Annotated in this window: 10 protein-coding genes and 1 pseudogene; 8 read left to right on the plus strand and 3 right to left on the minus strand. The window is 34.0% G+C overall.

The annotated features are described in order from the left end of the window. The first annotated feature begins 176 nt into the window (after window positions 1–176). From ACNRYB_RS21790 to ACNRYB_RS21815, 6 genes are all read left to right on the plus strand, one after another. A complete protein-coding gene (locus ACNRYB_RS21790; RefSeq protein WP_129745448.1) occupies window positions 177–1,379 on the plus strand; it encodes an exo-beta-N-acetylmuramidase NamZ family protein in 1,203 nt (400 codons plus the stop codon). 300 nt (window positions 1,380–1,679) lie between these two features. Continuing rightward, a complete protein-coding gene (gene murQ, locus ACNRYB_RS21795) occupies window positions 1,680–2,507 on the plus strand; it encodes an N-acetylmuramic acid 6-phosphate etherase (RefSeq protein ID WP_129745446.1) in 828 nt (275 codons plus the stop codon). Between the two features lie 338 nt (window positions 2,508–2,845). Next, window positions 2,846–4,354 carry a sodium:solute symporter gene (locus ACNRYB_RS21800; protein ID WP_473728732.1) on the plus strand — a complete coding sequence of 503 codons (1,509 nt, stop codon included), beginning with the start codon at window positions 2,846–2,848 and terminating at the stop codon, window positions 4,352–4,354. A 74-nt stretch (window positions 4,355–4,428) separates the two neighbouring features. Further along, a complete protein-coding gene (locus ACNRYB_RS21805) occupies window positions 4,429–7,425 on the plus strand; it encodes a glycoside hydrolase family 3 N-terminal domain-containing protein (RefSeq protein ID WP_473728733.1) in 2,997 nt (998 codons plus the stop codon). 74 nt (window positions 7,426–7,499) lie between these two features. After that, the gene (locus tag ACNRYB_RS21810; protein WP_473728734.1) at window positions 7,500–8,771 is read left to right on the plus strand and encodes an acyltransferase family protein; all 1,272 of its coding nucleotides are present in this window, start codon (window positions 7,500–7,502) and stop codon (window positions 8,769–8,771) included. A gap of 654 nt (window positions 8,772–9,425) precedes the next feature. Beyond that, entirely contained in the window at window positions 9,426–10,916 is a 1,491-nt protein-coding gene (locus ACNRYB_RS21815) for an aminotransferase-like domain-containing protein (protein WP_343707341.1), read from the plus strand. A gap of 53 nt (window positions 10,917–10,969) precedes the next feature. On the opposite strand, the gene ACNRYB_RS21820 is transcribed toward ACNRYB_RS21815, so the two are convergent. Beyond that, complete coding sequence (locus ACNRYB_RS21820) at window positions 10,970–13,111, minus strand: catalase (RefSeq protein ID WP_473728735.1); 2,142 nt, start codon at window positions 13,109–13,111, stop codon at window positions 10,970–10,972. Between the two features lie 270 nt (window positions 13,112–13,381). On the opposite strand from ACNRYB_RS21820, the gene ACNRYB_RS21825 reads away from it, so the two are divergent. Together ACNRYB_RS21825 and ligD are read left to right on the plus strand one after the other, a co-directional pair. Next, a complete protein-coding gene (locus tag ACNRYB_RS21825; protein WP_129745433.1) occupies window positions 13,382–13,864 on the plus strand; it encodes a hypothetical protein in 483 nt (160 codons plus the stop codon). Continuing rightward, window positions 13,851–16,412: a DNA ligase D gene (gene ligD / locus ACNRYB_RS21830; protein ID WP_473728736.1), complete on the plus strand. Its 2,562-nt coding sequence runs from the start codon at window positions 13,851–13,853 to the stop codon at window positions 16,410–16,412. Before ACNRYB_RS21825 ends, ligD begins: the two co-directional genes overlap by 14 nt. Window positions 16,413–16,495: 83 nt before the next feature. Here ligD and ku read toward each other — a convergent pair. Beyond that, window positions 16,496–17,188: pseudogene (gene ku / locus ACNRYB_RS21835) on the minus strand (non-homologous end joining protein Ku); the annotation flags it as partial. Window positions 17,189–17,451: 263 nt separating this feature from the next. Next, a complete protein-coding gene (metQ, locus tag ACNRYB_RS21840; protein ID WP_263521806.1) occupies window positions 17,452–18,264 on the minus strand; it encodes a methionine ABC transporter substrate-binding lipoprotein MetQ in 813 nt (270 codons plus the stop codon). Window positions 18,265–18,295: the final 31 nt, after the last annotated feature.

Raw genomic sequence — 18,295 nt, forward strand, 5'->3', positions numbered from 1 at the left:
TATTTTTAAATACTCTTTGTGAAGACTGTGACTAATAAAAAGAAAAATTAATCCTGATTCATGCAGGTTATCTTGTTAGTTTTTAGATTCCCCAAATCTGCCTAAAACATTCATATACTCCGATAAAATCTTAATTTTATTAGTCCAATTCGTCTTTAACTAATAACTGTATTAAAATGATAAAATTTATAGCAAAAAGTGCTTTTGTTACAGCATTTCTGTTTCATGCTACGTCATATTCGGCAGTCATTCAGCCAAATAAAACCGTTATTTCAATAGAAAACAAAAACGCTGTTATAAAAACGGGAGCCGATAATTACGAAAAATATTTACCGCTTTTAAAAGATAAAAAAGTTGGAATCGTAACCAACCAAACTGGAATTTTATCCAATAAAACACATGTGGTCGATTTCCTTCTGGAGAAAAAAATTGCTATTCAGACCATTTTTGCTCCAGAACACGGATTTAGAGGAACTGCCGATGCAGGCGAACATATTGTTGACGGAAAAGATCCGAAAACGGGTTTGCCTATTATTTCACTTTACGGTGATAACAAAAAACCAAAACCAGCGCAGTTATCTGGAATTGATGTCATGATTTTTGACCTGCAAGATGTTGGTGCACGATTCTATACCTACATTTCTTCTTTACATTATGTAATGGAAGCTTGTGCAGAAAACAACGTTCCGCTTATTGTTTTTGATCGTCCAAATCCGAATGGTTCTATCGTAGACGGACCGCTTTTAGAAAAAGAATTTACAAGTTTTGTCGGCATGCACCCTATTCCGCTTCTGCACGGAATGACAATTGGCGAATATGCGCAAATGGTAAATGGTGAAAAATGGCTTAAAGATGGCGTTCAATGTAAACTGACCGTTATTCCTTGTGTAGACTACAGTAGAACAATGCCATACAGTTTATTGGTAAAACCGTCTCCGAATTTACCAAATGATCAATCTATAAATCTGTACGCCAGTTTATGCCTTTTTGAAGGAACAAATGTGAGTATGGGACGCGGAACTGAAAAACAATTTCAAATCTACGGTTCGCCATATTTAACTAAAACGAATTTCAGTTTTACTCCAAAACCCAATTTTGGAGCAAAAGATCCTTTATACAACGGAAAAGAATGTTTTGGTGAAGATTTGACCGCTTATCCAAGATTGAAGCAATTAGAATTGAAATGGCTTATTAAAGCGTACCAGAATACCAGCGACAAGACAAAATTCTTTAACGGATTTTTTACCAAACTCGCAGGAACAAAAAAACTGCAGCAGCAAATAGAAAGTGGTGTTTCTGAAAGTGAGATCAGAAAGACTTGGCAAAAAGACCTAGAAGCTTTCAAAAAAATGCGAACAAAATATCTGATTTATAAATAACATTTCTAATTCAGTTCCCTTAAAATTAATTTTTAAACAATAGAAACATAGACTTTGATAGACTTACAAAAAAGCGTTTCATTAGCATAAACATACACACATATATATTGCTATGGCAGAAATGTAGTTCTCTTTGGTTTTCTTTTTAAAGATTGGTTACCTTTTTAAATAAAAATCAAACCTGTGTTTCTATGTTTTAAAATTAAATTCCATTCCAGACAGAAACAGCAAACTATTAATGTAAAAATAGAGATCCTGAAATTGAAAAATTTTAGGATCAAAAATCAAAAAAAAAGAAAAATGAAAAATAAAAATCCTGAAACTGAACAAGAATCTTTGTACAAAGACTTGGATCAAATGAGCGTGAAAGAACTTCTTACAAACATTAATACAGAAGACAAAAAAGTTCCGCATATTATTGAAGAGCAAATTCCTAAAATAGAGAAACTGGTTAAAGCCATTGTAAAAAAAATGCAATTGGGCGGAAGATTATTTTATATCGGAGCTGGAACTTCTGGCAGAATCGGAATTTTAGATGCATCAGAATGTCCTCCAACTTTTGGTGTTTCGCATGATATGATTATCGGAATTATTGCTGGTGGCGACACTGCAATCAGAAAAGCAGTAGAAAATGCCGAAGATGATACGGAACAAGCATGGAAAGATTTAGCAAAATTCGAAATTTCAAGCTTAGATATGATCATCGGAATTGCTGCTTCTGGAAACACACCATATGTTTTAGGAGCACTTAAAAAAGCTAAAGAACACAATATTAAAACGGGAAGTATTTCTTGTATCAGCAACGGATTAATTGCTCAAGAAGCTGATTACCCGATTGAATTGATCGTGGGGCCTGAATTCTTAACTGGAAGTACTAGAATGAAAGCAGGAACAGCTCAAAAACTAACCTTGAACATGATTTCTACCTCGGTAATGATCAAGTTAGGAAAAGTAAAAGGCAACAAAATGGTTGACATGCAATTGTCTAACGAAAAATTGGTAAAACGAGGCATCAAGATGATTATGGAAGAACTTGCTATTGAATATGAAGTTGCCGAAGAATTATTGCATAAACATAAAAGCGTAAGAGCTGTTCTATTGGCTCACAGCAAAAATCAGGAAAACTAAAAACCACACTATCAAAATCTTTTTATAGATTTATACAAATTCAAAAGCTGAATAAATTCATTTTTTGGAGTTTTTAACGAAGACCTAACTGGTTTTAAAAAACTGTTAGGTCTAATTAAGAAATAGTTTTTTGTTATTTAACACATAGAAACATAGATTTTTGTGTAAAAAAAGGAAATAAAAGAAACTAGTTTCCACACATAGGTTAGCCTATGTTTACTTAGAATTAGTGAAACGGCTTTTTAAAATTTTGAAAAACTATGTTTCTATGTGTTAAAATAATTGCAGCCAATGGCTTTAAATAATTTATAAAAACCAAAAATCACCAAAACTATAAAATGACACCAAGTACCATCCTTCTCCTTATTATCATTTATTTCGGAACATTATTCTATATATCCCACAGAGTCAGTAAGAAAGACAGCGGAAATGAAGCATTTTTTACAGCCAATAAAAATTCAAAATGGTATTTAGTGGCATTCGGAATGATTGGAACGGCTCTTTCTGGAGTAACCTTTATTTCTGTTCCTGGAGAAGTTGGAGCACCAAGCGGTGAACAATTTAAGTATTTTCAGTTTGTTTTGGGGAATGCACTTGGATTTATTGTCATTACAAAGCTTTTACTGCCTCTATATTATCGAATGAATTTGACTTCGATTTATGGATACATTGAGCAAAGAATGGGCTTTTTCAGCTATAAAACAGCAGCTTCTATTTTCTTAATCAGCCGTACAATAAGTTCTGCTTTCAGATTGTATTTGGTTGTAATTGTTTTACAGCGTTTTGTGTTCGATTTTTATCATATTCCTTTTGCGTTTACTGTTTTAATTTCGCTGTTGCTAATCTTCTCTTACACTTATAGAGGCGGATTGAAAACGATTATTATTACCGATACTTTACAGACTTTCTTTCTAGTAACTTCTGTTTTCCTAACCATTTATTTCATCTGCGACCGAATGGATTTAGGTGCCATCAGCGCATTTGAAGAAGTAAAAAACAGCAATTATTCTAAGATTTTTTTCTTTGATGATTTCATGGGAAGTAAATTCCATTTTGTAAAACAAATCCTTGGCGGAATGTTCGTAACCATTGCCATGACGGGTCTTGATCAAGATTTAATGCAAAAGAACCTAAGCTGTAAAAACATTGGTGAAGCGCAAAAAAACATGTTCACTTTTACAGGAATATTTGTCATCATCAATATTTTCTTTTTGAGCGTTGGAGCCTTATTATATATTTATGCAAACAAAAACGGAATTGCTGTTCCAACCGATTTAGTTACAGGAAAACCAAGAACCGATTTACTTTTTCCTGAAATTGCCTTAAATCACTTAGCGCTTGTTCCTGCAATTGTATTTTTACTAGGAATTATTGCTGCAACTTTTGCAACCACAGATTCTGCCCTAACAGCCTTAACAACTTCTTTTTGTGTTGACTTTTTAGGAATGGACAAAGCAGAAAACAGCCATAAGAAAAACACCGTAAAAATTAGACATTTAGTTCATGTCAGTTTTTCAGTTTTAGTCTTTTTTATCATCCTAATTTTTAACTCCATCAATGACAGTTCGGTAGTAGGAATGATCTTTAAGGTAGCTTCCTACACTTACGGACCATTATTAGGATTATACGCTTTTGGTTTGTTTCAAAAATCAAGACATGTAAATGACAAACTCGTTCCGTTTATCTGTTTTCTTTCACCGTTGTTTACCTATTTCATCAATGAGTATTCTAAAGTTTTATTTGCAGGATATGTTTTTGATAATGAATTAATTATACTAAACGGATTAATTACTTATTTAGGATTATTTATTACCAGTTCACGCAGTGAAAAAGAAATAAGTTTCTAATTCAGTTATTACTATTGATGAATCAATTTGAGTCTAAGAGCATTAAATTCAAATTGATTCTTAAAAAAAATGATATGAAAAATCCATTCATAAAAATTAGCTTATACGCCGCTTTTATATTTTTAATTACCAATTGCGCATCCAAAAAAAATAATGGAGCAACAGATGACAAAAAGGATATTCCTTTAAAAGACAATGTTGTTTACGTACCAAAAAATACTTCAGAGAAAAAGACTTTTTTCAAAGATTCTGATCAAGAAACGGCTTGGGTTGACAGCATTTATAACAAAATGACTGTGCAGGAAAAAATTGGGCAATTGTTTATGGTTTCGGCTTATTCCAACAAAGATTCTGTACACGTTAATCAGATTAGTAAACTGATTGAAGATTATAAAATAGGAAACGTTATTTTCTTTCAAGGCGGACCAGTTCGTCAAGCGAAATTAACCAACTTGTACCAATCAAAAGCAAAAGTGCCTTTAATGATCGGAATCGATGCCGAATGGGGATTGGCAATGCGTTTAGACTCAACATACCGTTATCCGTGGAATATGACTTTAGGCGCGATTCAGGATTTAAATTTAATTGAAAATGTGGGAAGAAATATGGCAGCCGAAAACAAGCGAATCGGCGTTCATTTTAATTTTGCTCCTGTTTTGGATATTAATACCAATCCTAAAAATCCAATTATCGGAAACCGTTCTTTTGGTGAAGATAAAGTTAATGTGAGCGAAAAAGCGATTGCTTTAATGAAAGGAATTCAAGGAAATGGCGTTTTCTGCACAGGAAAACATTTTCCGGGACACGGAGACACCTCAACCGATTCGCACCACGCCTTGCCTACCGTTAATTTTTCTAAAGATCGTCTAGAATTAGTCGAATTATATCCGTACAAAAAATTATTCGATGAAGGTTTGGCTTCTGTAATGGTAGCGCATCTTAATATTCCGAGTTTAGAATCACAGGCAAACTGTCCATCTTCGGCTTCTTATAATGTGGTGACCAATCTGCTTCAAAAAGAATTAGGTTTCAACGGATTGATTTTTACGGATGGTCTGGCGATGAAAGGCGCAGCCAATTTTAAAGGTCCTGGAGATTTGGAAATCGCAGTTATTTTGGCTGGAAATGATATTTTACTTTGTCCAGAAAATGTACCAGTTGCGTTTCAGAAATTGGAAGTAGCGTACAACGAAAAAGTGATTACTGAAGAAAGATTAGCACATTCTGTTAAAAAAATTCTTCATTTTAAATACAAAGCGGGACTAAACAAATACAAGCCGATTGATTTAAACAATTTATACAATGATTTAAATCCAACGCAAAATGATGCTTTGCATTATAAACTGTATGAAAATGCAATTACAGTTCTAAAAAACGAAAAAGAAATTCTTCCGATAAAAGATTTAAGTGAAAAAATTGCCTACATAAAACTGGGTGAAGATACCAACAGCACATTTATTTCTACGCTTAAAAAATATACCGAAATCACAGAAGTTAAAGACACCAATCTTGACAGTCTGAACAAAGAATTGAAAAAATTCGACAAGGTTATTATCAGTTATCACAAAGTAAATAAAGCTTGGGAAAAACAAGAATTTACTCTGCAAGAAATGCTTTGGCTGAAAGAAATTGCCAAACACAACAAAGTAATTTTAGACATTTTTGCAAAACCATATTCGCTTCTATCCATTTCAAATTTTGATGATATCGAAGGCTTAGTGGTTTCTTACCAGAACTCAGATATTAGTCAAGTGGTTTCAGCAGAATTAATTTTTGGAGCGATTGAAGCTAAAGGGAAATTGCCTGTTTCCATCAATGATGCTTTCCATGTCAATGATGGTTTAACTACAGAAAAACTAAATCGTCTGGCCTTTACAGCTCCAGAAAATGCTGGAATGAACCCAGCAATTTTATCAAAAATTGACGCCGTAGCACAAAAAACAATTGACGGAAAAATGACTCCAGGAATGCAGGTTTTGGTTGCTAGAAAAGGAAATGTAATTTTTCAGAAATCTTACGGAGCGCAGACTTATGATAATGGAAAAAAAGTCACTGATACCGATTTATATGATGTTGCTTCGATTTCAAAAATGATTTCAACATTGCCAAATGTGATGCAATTGTATGATAAAAACAAAGTAGAACTGGACACGAAACTGAAAGATATGTTGCCACTCTTTGCTAAAACCAACAAAGAAAACATCACTTTCAAAGATCTGCTAAATCATTTTGCAGGACTTCAAGCGTGGATTCCTTTTTACAAAGCAACTTTAGACAGCAATAATCAGCCTTCTGAAAAATATTATCGTAAAGTAGCCGAAACCGGTTTTACAACAAAAGTTGCTGAGAACCTTTACATTCGAAACGATTATCATGATACCATTATGAAAATCATTGCAGAAAGTCCTGTAGCGCTAAAAAAAGAATACAAATACAGCGACTTTACTTTTATCATTTTAAAAGAATATTTAGAAAGAAAAACACATAAAAAACTGGAAGAACTGAGCAAAGAAAATTTCTACAGCACATTAGGAATGACCAATACGCTTTATAATCCGTTGGACAGATTTGACAAGAGCAATATTGCCCCAACTGAAATTGATAACTATTTCAGACATCAGGTAATTCAAGGTTATGTACACGACATGGCCGCAGCTATGGAAGGCGGAGTAGCTGGTCACGCGGGAATTTTTTCTAATGCGATGGATGTTGCCAAAATGATGCAGCTGTTTTTACAAAAAGGAAATTACGGCGGCATTCAATATTTTTCTCCACAAACTTTTGATGCTTTTAATACTTGCTACTACAAAAATCAAGGCGTTCTAAGAGGTTTAGGATTTGACAAAAGAGTACACAAAGGCGGACCAACTTGCGATTGTGTTTCTGAATCAAGTTTCGGTCACACAGGTTTTACAGGAAATATGGCGTGGGCAGACCCAGAAACCGAAATTGTGTACGTATTCTTATCCAACAGAACCTATCCAGAAGTAGTAAATGACGAAAATAAATTAGCAAAAGGAAAAATCCGAGAAGAAATTCAACAAATCATTCAAGATGCAATTATAAAATAATTTAAGACAAAAGTCTTGCTTCTTTCATCTTTCATCTTTAAAAAAAAATATAACCATCTAAACTATCAAACCCAATGACAAAAGAACGTTTAACTTCACTCGATGTCTTCAGAGGATTTACCATTCTCTTAATGACGATTGTCAATAATCCGGGAAGCTGGTCATCTATTTATCCGCCTTTAGAACATGCTGAATGGCATGGCTGTACGCCTACTGACTTAGTTTTCCCGTTTTTTGTATTCATAATGGGAACCGCAATTCCGTTTGCAATGCCTGTAAAACATTTTGACGGAAGTGGTTTCAATAAAATTTTAGTCCGCTCGCTTCGAATTTTCTGTCTAGGATTATTTTTAAGCGTTTTCAGCAGAATCCATTTGTTTGGTTTAGAAGGAATTCCGTTATTAGGATTAAGATTGATAATTGCCTTTGCGGTTGCTTATGCCCTTTTAGGAAACTTTTCCATGAAAGTCAAAACTATTCTTGCCGTTGGCGTATTTTTAATCCTTATCTCATTATCATTTAGCGGACTTGAGCATTTTGAAGACACGAGAATTCCAGGCGTTTTACAGCGAATTGCAATTGTGTATTTCTTTACTTCAATTTTATATTTAAAGACTAATTTAAAAACACAGCTTTTAGTTTTAGCCACGCTTTTAATTGGATATTGGCTCGTAATGGCTTTTGTTCCCGTTCCCGGATTTGGCCCAGCCAATTTTGACAAAGGAACCAATCTTGCTGCTTGGATAGACGATACACTTTTGAACGGTCATTTATGGGCATCGTCTAAAACTTGGGATCCAGAAGGAATTTTAAGCACTTTGCCAGCAATTGGAACAGGAATTTTAGGAATGTACATTGGCCAACTTTTAAACTTATCTGTTGATAAAATGGAAATCGTAAAAAAGACAGCAATTGCAGGAACTGCTTTGGTAATTGGAGGATTAATTTGGAACATCTTCTTCCCTATTAATAAATCACTTTGGACAAGTTCTTATGTTTTATATACAGCTGGAATTGCAACGTTATGTTTAACATTATTGTATTACATAATTGATATTAAAGGGCATAAAAAATGGACAAAATTATTCCTGATTTGGGGAGTAAACCCAATGATTGTGTTTTTCTTTTCTGGAATAATTCCGAGAGTTTTGAGCGTGATAAAAGTAGCAGATCCTGAAAAAGCTGGCGAAGAAATTGGTCTTCAAGCCTATATTTATAATCATGGAATTGTTCCTTGTTTTGAAAACCCGTTAAATGCATCACTTGCTTACGCCTTGTCTTATGCTGTTTTCTGGTCGTTTATCTTGTGGATTTTCTACAAAAAGAAACTGATTTTTAAAGTGTAATTAAAATTACAATGAATTACCACAACGAGTTACAATTTAATATTCCGTAGGAATATTTGGTCGGTAGAAAAAGAAAATATTTTCGATTTCCAATGTGTTCCGTAGGAACATATGATTTCATAGAGATGGAACGCTGTTTTATTGATCAAACGTTCCTACGGAACGATAAACGGCAATTACAAATTGATTCTACCTACGAAACATTCCTACGGAATGAATTGTTTCTGAGAATATACAAAACGTAATTGGCATAAACTGAGCAAAAGAAAATCTACAAAAAAAACTGATTTTTAAAGTGTAATTAAAATTACAATGAATTACCACAACGAGTTACAATTTAATATTCCGTAGGAATATCTGATCGGTAGAAAAAGAATATACCATTTTGCATCGTGTTCCAGAGGAACACCTGATTTTATGCAACAGGGTTCTGTTTTATAAATCAAACGTTCCTACGGAACTTATAACTGCAATTCAAATTTAATTCTACCGACGAGACATTCCTACGGAATGAATTAAATAATTTCAGCCGGACTTAATAGTTTGATTTGGTCATCGTTCTAACACTTATGTAAAGATCACTTTTCTTTTTTCCTAAAAATTTTAAGAAAAGCAGTATCTTGCCGTACCAACAAAAGTGTCAGTTTATAAATTATGGATAGTCCGGTTGAAATTCCTTTTAAAAGCTTCATTCAGCTAAAACCAGAAGAAAGCACTGCTATTTATCTGCAGCTTGTTTTTGAGTTCATCAAAGCCATTCAAACTGGTTTTCTTCCTGAAGGCACCAAACTTCCCGGCACAAGAATTTTATGCAAAGTGCTTTCTGTTAACCGAAACACTTTAATCAAAGCCTTTCAAGATTTAGAATCGCAAGGTTGGATTGAAACACTTCCAAATAAAGGAACTTTTATTTTATCGCAGCAAAAGCAAAAAAACAAAGCTGAATTTGCTTTTTCAAAAGAACAAAATGCCTCTCAAGAAAATATTGGCTTTAGTTTTCAGCGTTCTACTATTCTCGAAAGTCCGATTGAAATCAGTAATCTGCCGTATCAATTTAATGACGGAATGCCCGATTTAAGATTGGTTCAAACCGATGTTCTGGCCAGATTGTATGTTTCTAAATTAAAAAGAAGGAAAACATCTAAAACCTACGAACAAATAGAACTTCGTTCACATTTGAATTTTAAAACTCATTTTTCTAATTATTTAAATTTAACTCGCGGAATCCGTATTTCTACTTCCAATCTTCTTACGGCAAGCAGTCATGAAATTGCTTTGTATTTGGTTACCAAAGTGCTTATTTCTCCAAAAGATAAAGTCGTTGTAGCTTCCCCAGGTTATTATATGTCCAATATGACACTGACCAATACGGGAGCGCAGATTATTTCTATTCCGGTAAATGAAGACGGAATTGACACCAAAAAACTAAAAGAAATTTGCGAAACATCAAAAATCAGGGTTTTATATCTGACTTCTAATTATCATTATCCAACCACAATTTCGCTTAGCGCTAAAAAAAGAATCGAAGTTCTGGATTTGGCCAATCAATACGGATTTGTGATTTTAGAAGACGATTACGATTTTGATTTTCATTACGACAATAATCCAGTTCTGCCTTTAGCCGCTTTCGATTCCAACCAAAAAGTGGTTTATATCGGTTCTTTTGGAAGATCTCTTCCGTCAGGATTTAGCTATGGTTTTGTGGCCGCTCCTGCAGAATTCATTAAAGAACTAGAAAAACATCAGAACATTCTCGAACCTAGAATTGATGTCATAAAGGAACAAGTTTTAACCGAATGGATTACAGAAGGCGAAGTGCATCGGCTTTCTAAAAAAAATAAAAAAACCTATAAAGAACGCCGCGATTATTTTGTGTCACTTTTAAACGAAAAGCTAAAAGGCAAAATCAACTTTAAAGTGCCACCAAGAGGATTGGCCATTTGGGTTGAATGGCTAGATCATTTTAATCTGATTCAATTTCAAAAAGAATGTTCTAAACAAGGTTTATTTCTTCCAAAGACCATTTTATACCAAACCAAAAATCTTACCGCAACTCGTTTAGGATTTGGGCATTTGGAAAAAGAAGAAATGGAAAAAGCGGTTTCTATTTTGAGTGAGAGTTTGGCAATTATTCTAGAGAAATAATTGCTTATTGGAAACAAAAAAGGCTGTCTTTTGCGACAGCCAATTTTTTTGTATTACAAACTTTTTTCTCTTTCCCAAAAACGATGTCTTCCCAAAGCTTTTATAAAAGAAACGCTTAAGTTTTTATCTGAGTTATTTTCGCTCATCAAAACTCCAGGATCTTTATTTATATCGCTGTTGTTTTTAATAATCTGCACTCCTTCGGCTTCAGCCGCAATAAATTTACAATGATAGTATGAATCATTTAAAAACTCTTTTACTTCTTTGATTTTTGAAAGATCGGCAATTCCTTTTCCAGCTGGAATAAAGACCCCATCAAAAAGTACAGAAGCAGCAATTTTATAAGTTTGGTCCACCAAAATTTCCGTTCCCTCTTGTGAAACAATGGTTCCTAAATGCGGTGCTATAATAACCGCTTTTGCACCAGCATTTTGCAAAGCTGTTTTCATTACTTTTATTGAATCGGCACTTACACCGTCAGCACATAAAAAAGCTATTTGTCTTGTCACAATTGTATCTGAAACAGTTGGATTTTTAAGCATACTCAAAGCATCAGAACTCCCTATATTTGGTTTTGCTTTTGAAGGTTCTTGATTTCCTTCATCATCTGCTCCAACTCCATGATTAATTGGTTTTTCAATATTTTTTGGAACTGGAATTCCTAAATTTTTAGCAACCTTTGCTGCCAAATCAGCATTTACCTGATTTAAAAGTCCGAGCATTCTTTCTCTAATCGACACGGTTTCTACTTTCCCCAATTCAAAAGACAAGGCACTCACAATATGACCTTGTTCTATAGGTGTCTGGCTATTATAAAACAGTGCGGCCTGACTAAAATGATCTGAAAAACTGGTGCTTCTTGCTCGTACTTTATGAGCGTCAACACGTTCATTAAAACTCACAAATCCACCTTGATCCATTTTGGCTTGAAATGGGCATCCGCCACCTAAAGAATTTGGATGATAACTTACTTTTCCAGTTGCAATTTCTTGGCGCATATGTCCGTCGCGCTGATTGTTGTGCATTGGTGCAATGGTTCTATTAATTGGAATTTCATGAAAGTTTGGACTTCCTAATCTTGATAATTGCGTATCGGTATAAGAAAATAACCTTCCTTGCAATAAAGGATCATTTGAAAAATCAATTCCCGGAACAATGTGCCCTGGATGAAAAGCCACCTGTTCTGTTTCTGCAAAAAAATTGTCTGGATTTTTATTCAAAACCATTTTCCCGATAATGGTTACGGGAACCAATTCTTCTGGAACTAATTTTGTCGGGTCAAGAAGATCAAAATCAAATTTATGCTCGTCGCTTTCAGGAATAATCTGCACACCCAATTCCCATTCTGGAAAATTTCCTGCTTCTATGGCTTCCCATAAATCCTGTTTATGAAAATCTGAATTTTTCCCTGATATTTTCTGTGCTTCATCCCATGCAACTCCGTGTGTACCTAATTTTGGCTTCCAATGAAATTTTACAAAATGCGATTCATTTTTATCATTTACAAATCTAAAAGTATGAACTCCAAAGCCTTCCATCATTCTTAAACTTCTCGGAATCGCTCTATCGCTCATTACCCACATAATCATGTGCATCGATTCGGGCATTAGAGAAATAAAATCCCAAAAGGTATCATGTGCAGAAGCGGCCTGCGGAATTTCATTATGCGGTTCTGCTTTTACGGCATGAATTAAATCTGGAAATTTCATGGCATCCTGAATAAAAAATACGGGCATATTATTTCCAACCAAATCAAAAACCCCTTCCTGAGTGTAAAACTTTACAGCAAAACCGCGAACATCTCGAGCTAAATCTGTAGAGCCTCGTGAACCAGCTACAGTAGAAAAACGAACAAAAACAGGTGTCTTAATACTGGTGTCGTTTAAGAAACCTGCCTTAGTATATTTTTCCATTGTCTTATACAATTCAAAATATCCATGAGCACCAGAACCTCTTGCGTGAACAATACGCTCTGGAATTCTTTCGTGATCAAAATGCGTAATTTTTTCTCGCAATATGAAATCTTCTAAAAGAGATGGCCCTCTTTCTCCAGATTTTAAAGAATTGTTGTTATCATTTATCTTAACTCCTTGATTGGTAGTTAAAAACTCATTCTCAGCACTTGATTTATTAAATTCTAAATCATTCTGTTTGCCATCAGAATTGTCTTGGTTTGTTTTCTTCGAATTTTTCATTTTTTGTTGATTTTACATTTATCATTCCATGAACTAATAAATTCTATTTTGGTTTGTGAGACATTTCTCTAAAATAGGTCAACAAATTTAGGGCGCTTTTCAGGTTAAAAATTATACAATTAACCATAAGGATTATAACATTCTAATGACAACTAAAATGAAAATCAGCACTTTACTGATAATTATATAATTACAAATCAGTAATCCTATAACGAAAAAGAACTTTCTAAAACTAACTTTGAAATAGAGTTTTAATCAATAAAAAGGACTATGATTTTTTTCATCATTGTACAATTAATTTTAGTTGCTATTGGGGCGACATCGGCCATGACTTGGTTTAGTTATGCCATGTCTGAAAATTTTAGAGAATTGTATAAAGAACCTGTTTTATTGAGTTTTGCTTTAAGAAAAACAAAAATCAGCCTTTCAGAAAAATCCCAGAAAACTTGGGGATGGCTGATACATTACATTATTGGTTTTCTATTTGTTATGGGATATCATATGGTATGGGTAAAGAATATTTTACCAATTTCGCCACTCAGTGCACTTATATTAGGCGTTATCAGTGGTGTAATTGGAATACTCAGCTGGATAGTTATTTTTAAAATGACCGACCATCAACCCCCAATTGACTTTAAAGGTTATTACATTCAGCTGTTCTTTGCCCATATTATTTTTGCGGTAACGGCAACAGTACTTTACTCTATTATATTAACCATTATAATTCTTTTAAAAGCTTATGTCACTGTCTAAATACAATCAGAAAAGAGATTTTAAACAAACCCGAGAACCGAAAGGAAAGATAGAAAAATCGGCTAGCGAACTGATTTTTGTTGTGCAGAAACATGCCGCGTCGCATCTTCATTATGATTTTAGGTTAGAAATGGATGGCGTTTTAAAAAGCTGGGCAGTGCCAAAAGGTCCGTCAATGGATCCCGAAGTAAAACGTCTCGCCATGATGGTCGAAGATCATCCGTACAGTTATAAAGATTTTGAAGGCACAATTCCAGAAGGAAATTATGGCGCTGGAAATGTAATTGTCTGGGACAACGGAACGTATACTTCTGACGAAAAAACAGCTTCTGACGAAAAACAATTATTAAGCGATCTGGCAAAAGGACGTTTGAGTTTTGTTCTAAAAGGCAAAAAACTGAAAGGCGAATTTTCATTAGTCAAACTTCACGGAAAACAGGAAAATGCTTGGCTTTTAATCAAGAAAAATGATAAATATGCTTCTACTGAAGATATTTTAGAAAAAGACAAATCGGTTATTTCTAAAAGAAGTTTGGAACAGCTAATAGAAAAATCTGAAAAACTGACTTCAAAAACAAAAGAAAAAACAGCTGAGAAAAAAACCGTAAAAAAAAAGTCCAATCCAAAAGTTGAAATAGCTGAATTTATAAAACCAATGCTTGCTAGTGTAAGAGAAAAGCCTTTTGATGATGACGAATGGATTTTTGAAAATAAATATGACGGTTATAGAACTATTGCGGTTATTAACGCCCAAAATGTAGATTTATTCAGCAGAAACGAAATTTCTTTTAATGCGAATTTCAAACCCATTGCCGACGAATTAAAACAAATAGATCATACTGTAGTTCTCGATGGCGAAATTGTCGTGGAAAATGATGGTGGAAGAGCCGATTTCCAATTGCTTCAAAACTACATGAAAACGGGAATAGGAAATCTTAAATATTATGTTTTTGATTTATTGAATTTGGATGGAAATCTGATTACAGAATTATCGCTTTTGGAACGAAAAGAACTCCTGAAAATTCTCTTCAATAAATATCTTTTTTCTAGTGTTTTTTATTCTGAACATACTGTTGGAGACGGAATTAAACAGTTTGAAAAAGCGGTTAGAAATAAAACCGAAGGTATAATAGCCAAAAGAGCCGACAGCACTTATACAATCAATCGAAGAAGTACAAACTGGCTCAAAATAAAAACTGCAAACGAAGAAGAAGCTATCATAATCGGAATTACCGAACCTAAAAACTCGAGGAAATATTTCGGCGCTATTCTTCTCGGACAGTATGATGGCAAAAAACTGCAATATATTGGAAAATGCGGAACAGGTTTTACAGAAACTGTTTTAAAAGATCTTTATACTCAATTAGAACCTTATTTCATTGACAAATCTCTGCTTGACGAAAAAATCCCAATTCGAGATAAAATTCAATTGGTAAAGCCAAAAGTGGTTTGTCAGGTTAAATTTTCAGAATGGACGCAAGACCAGCATTTGCGACATCCTGTTTATCTCGGAACAAGAATAGACAAAAAAGCTGAAGATGTTTTTTTGTCTTTTAGAAATGATAGTACCGCTCAATTTAATTTAGATGAAATGACAATTACACCAGAAAATAAAAAGAAAAAAACAGAAAACGATTACGATCTAAAAGTCGGAAAAACGGTATTGCATCTGACGAATCAGAACAAAGTATATTTTCCTAAAGACGGCATTACAAAAGGTAATATTGTTCATTATTATGATGAAGTTTCAGAACTCATTCTTCCGTATCTAAAAGACCGTCCAGAATCAATGAACCGTTTCCCGAACGGAATTGACTCGCCAAGTTTCTACCAGAAAGATGTTGATGTCGATAAAATTCCGAAGTGGCTTAAAACCAAAAAAGTTTTCTCAGAATCAAACAATGCCGATATTGATTATCTTATTTGCAACAATAAAGAGACCTTGCTTTATATGGCAAATTTGGGCTGTATTGAAATGAATCCGTGGAATTCGACCATCAAACACATTCAGAATCCTGACTGGCTGGTTATCGATTTAGATCCTGCGAAAGATGATTTTAAACAAGTCGTTCAAACCGCTTTGGTCGTAAAACAAGTTTTAGATGAATTGGAAACGGAATGTTTGTGCAAAACTTCCGGAGCTTCTGGACTTCATATTTATATTCCGCTTGGCGCTAAATATGATTATGATTCCATTAAAATTCTAGGCGAATTGATTGCCAAAGAAGTGCAATCCAGACTTCCAGATATTACAACGGTTGACAGAAGCATTAAAAAAAGAAACAACAAATTGTATATTGATTTTTTGCAAAACCGACGCGGACAAACTTTGGCGGCGCCTTACTCTGTTCGTCCAAAACCTGGTGCAACAGTTTCTACACCTTTAGAATGGAGCGAAGTGAACGAAAAACTGCATCCGTCGCAATTTACCATCAAAAATGTATTAAGCCGTTTTGAGAAAAAAGGCGATTTGTGGAAACCTGTTTTATCTAAAGGTGCAAATATTAAGAAGATTATTCATAAACTAGAAAATAGCCAAAACGGTTAAGACGATTTTTTCTTTTTGTTTTCTAAACTTGCTTTTAGCATTTCCATTAAATCGTCGCTTTGTTTGTGCACGACTTTTAATTTTGGAGCCGCTTTTTGCGGTTTTCCTTTGGCTTTCTTTTTAATGATGTCCAAAAGCTTGGCGGTATATTCGTCTTTAAAACCAGAAATATCAAATTTCTCCGTCAGCTGATCGATTAGTTTTTCTGCCATATCCATTTCTTTTGTTGATTTTTTGGACATTGGCGGCAGTTTCAATTCCGCTGTACTTCGAATTTCCTGTTCAAAACGAATTCTATTTAAAACAATGACATTTTTGTATGGTTTTAAAATCGCCAAACTTTCTTTGTTTCTTAAAACAAATCTCGTAACGCCTACTTTTCCTGAAGCTTCAAGCGCATCGCGAAGTAATCCGTACGCATTCATTGCGCCTTTATCGGGTTCAAGATAATACGGCTGTTCGTAATAAATACTTTGAATTTCTTTTTCGAAAGCAAAACTTTCAATATCGATTGTTTTGGTTTTAATGGCATCTGCCGCTTCAAAATCGGAATCTTCCAGAATAATATATTTTCCATCCAGATTATATCCTTTTACGATATTGGCAAAATCTACTTCTTTTCCCGTATTTTCATTGACGCGTTTAAACTTTATATTCGCTTGATCTTTCGCGTCAAGCATATCCATATCCAAACTGCTTTCCTGCACCGCCGAAAACATTTTTATTGGAATATTAATTAATCCAAAACTTACCGAACCTGTCCAAATTGATCTCATGGCTTTTGTATTAAAATTGAACTCTAATTTAGTTAAACAAAAAAACGTAAGCCTTACAAAATCAACAGTTTGTTTTATATAATTGTGAATTATGAATTATGAGTTATGAATTATGAGTTTTGAATTTTATCCATGTGTTCCCATGGTTGAAACCACAGGGCTATGTTTGAATATGTATGCGCATAGCACAAAAAAATGAGCTATGAATTACAAGTGAGGCAACACTCATAATTCATAACTCATAATTCATAACTTAAAAAAAATTACCAGCCTTTTACAGCTCCGCCTTTAAATTCTTGCTCAGCTGCTTTTTCAACTTCTGGAGATTGAAAAGCTTGTAAAAACTGTTTTACTTTTTCTTCGTTTTTATTGTCTTCACGGCTTACTACCAAATTCACATAAGGTGAATCTTTATCTTCAACAAACAAAGCGTCACGAGATGGAACCAATCCAGCTGCAGAAGCAAAAGTATTGTTGATAATAGCGATAGAAACATTTTGGTCGTCTAAAGCTCTTGGCAATTGAGGCGCTTCTAATTCTAAAATTTTTAAGTTTTTAGGATTGCTCACGATGTCTGTTACTTTTGGCAACAAACCAACGCCATCTTTAAGTTTCAATAATCCGTTTTTCTGTAAAAGCAATAATGAACGTCCACCGTTTGTTGGATCATTTGGAATAATAATCGTGCTTTCGTTTTTCAATTCAGAAAGGCTTTTTATTTTTTTAGAATATCCAGCAATTGGGTAAACAAAGGTATTTCCGATAATAGCCAATTTGTAACCTCTTTGTTTTGATTGCTCATCCAAATATGGTTTGTGCTGAAAAGCATTGGCATCGATATCACCTTGGCTTAAAGCTTCGTTTGGAATTACGTAATCGTTGAAAGAAACCAATTCTACTTCCAATCCGAATTTTTCTTTTGCCACTTTTTTAGCTGCTTCAGCCACTTTTAATTCTGGTCCAGAAGCCACTCCCACTTTTATAAAATGAGGATCGTTATTTTTTTTGTTTCCGCAATTAACCAAAACAAAAGACAAAGCAAATATCCCGGCAGTTTTTAAAATATTTAATTTCATGATTGTTCTATTTTTTAATTTTTAATTCTAA

Source organism: Flavobacterium sp. CR10 (assembly GCF_055814415.1).

What these genes read in the sequence shown, in the direction of transcription:
- ACNRYB_RS21825 (WP_129745433.1), top strand. Translation starts at nt 13,382, where the DNA reads ATGATTTTTTTCATCATTGTACAATTAATTTTAGTTGCTATTGGGGCG.
- ligD (WP_473728736.1), top strand. Translation starts at nt 13,851, where the DNA reads ATGTCACTGTCTAAATACAATCAGAAAAGAGATTTTAAACAAACCCGA.
- ACNRYB_RS21790 (WP_129745448.1), top strand. Translation starts at nt 177, where the DNA reads ATGATAAAATTTATAGCAAAAAGTGCTTTTGTTACAGCATTTCTGTTT.
- ACNRYB_RS21815 (WP_343707341.1), top strand. Translation starts at nt 9,426, where the DNA reads ATGGATAGTCCGGTTGAAATTCCTTTTAAAAGCTTCATTCAGCTAAAA.
- ACNRYB_RS21810 (WP_473728734.1), top strand. Translation starts at nt 7,500, where the DNA reads ATGACAAAAGAACGTTTAACTTCACTCGATGTCTTCAGAGGATTTACC.
- metQ (WP_263521806.1), bottom strand. Translation starts at nt 18,264, where the DNA reads ATGAAATTAAATATTTTAAAAACTGCCGGGATATTTGCTTTGTCTTTT.
- murQ (WP_129745446.1), top strand. Translation starts at nt 1,680, where the DNA reads ATGAAAAATAAAAATCCTGAAACTGAACAAGAATCTTTGTACAAAGAC.
- ACNRYB_RS21800 (WP_473728732.1), top strand. Translation starts at nt 2,846, where the DNA reads ATGACACCAAGTACCATCCTTCTCCTTATTATCATTTATTTCGGAACA.
- ACNRYB_RS21820 (WP_473728735.1), bottom strand. Translation starts at nt 13,111, where the DNA reads ATGAAAAATTCGAAGAAAACAAACCAAGACAATTCTGATGGCAAACAG.
- ACNRYB_RS21805 (WP_473728733.1), top strand. Translation starts at nt 4,429, where the DNA reads ATGAAAAATCCATTCATAAAAATTAGCTTATACGCCGCTTTTATATTT.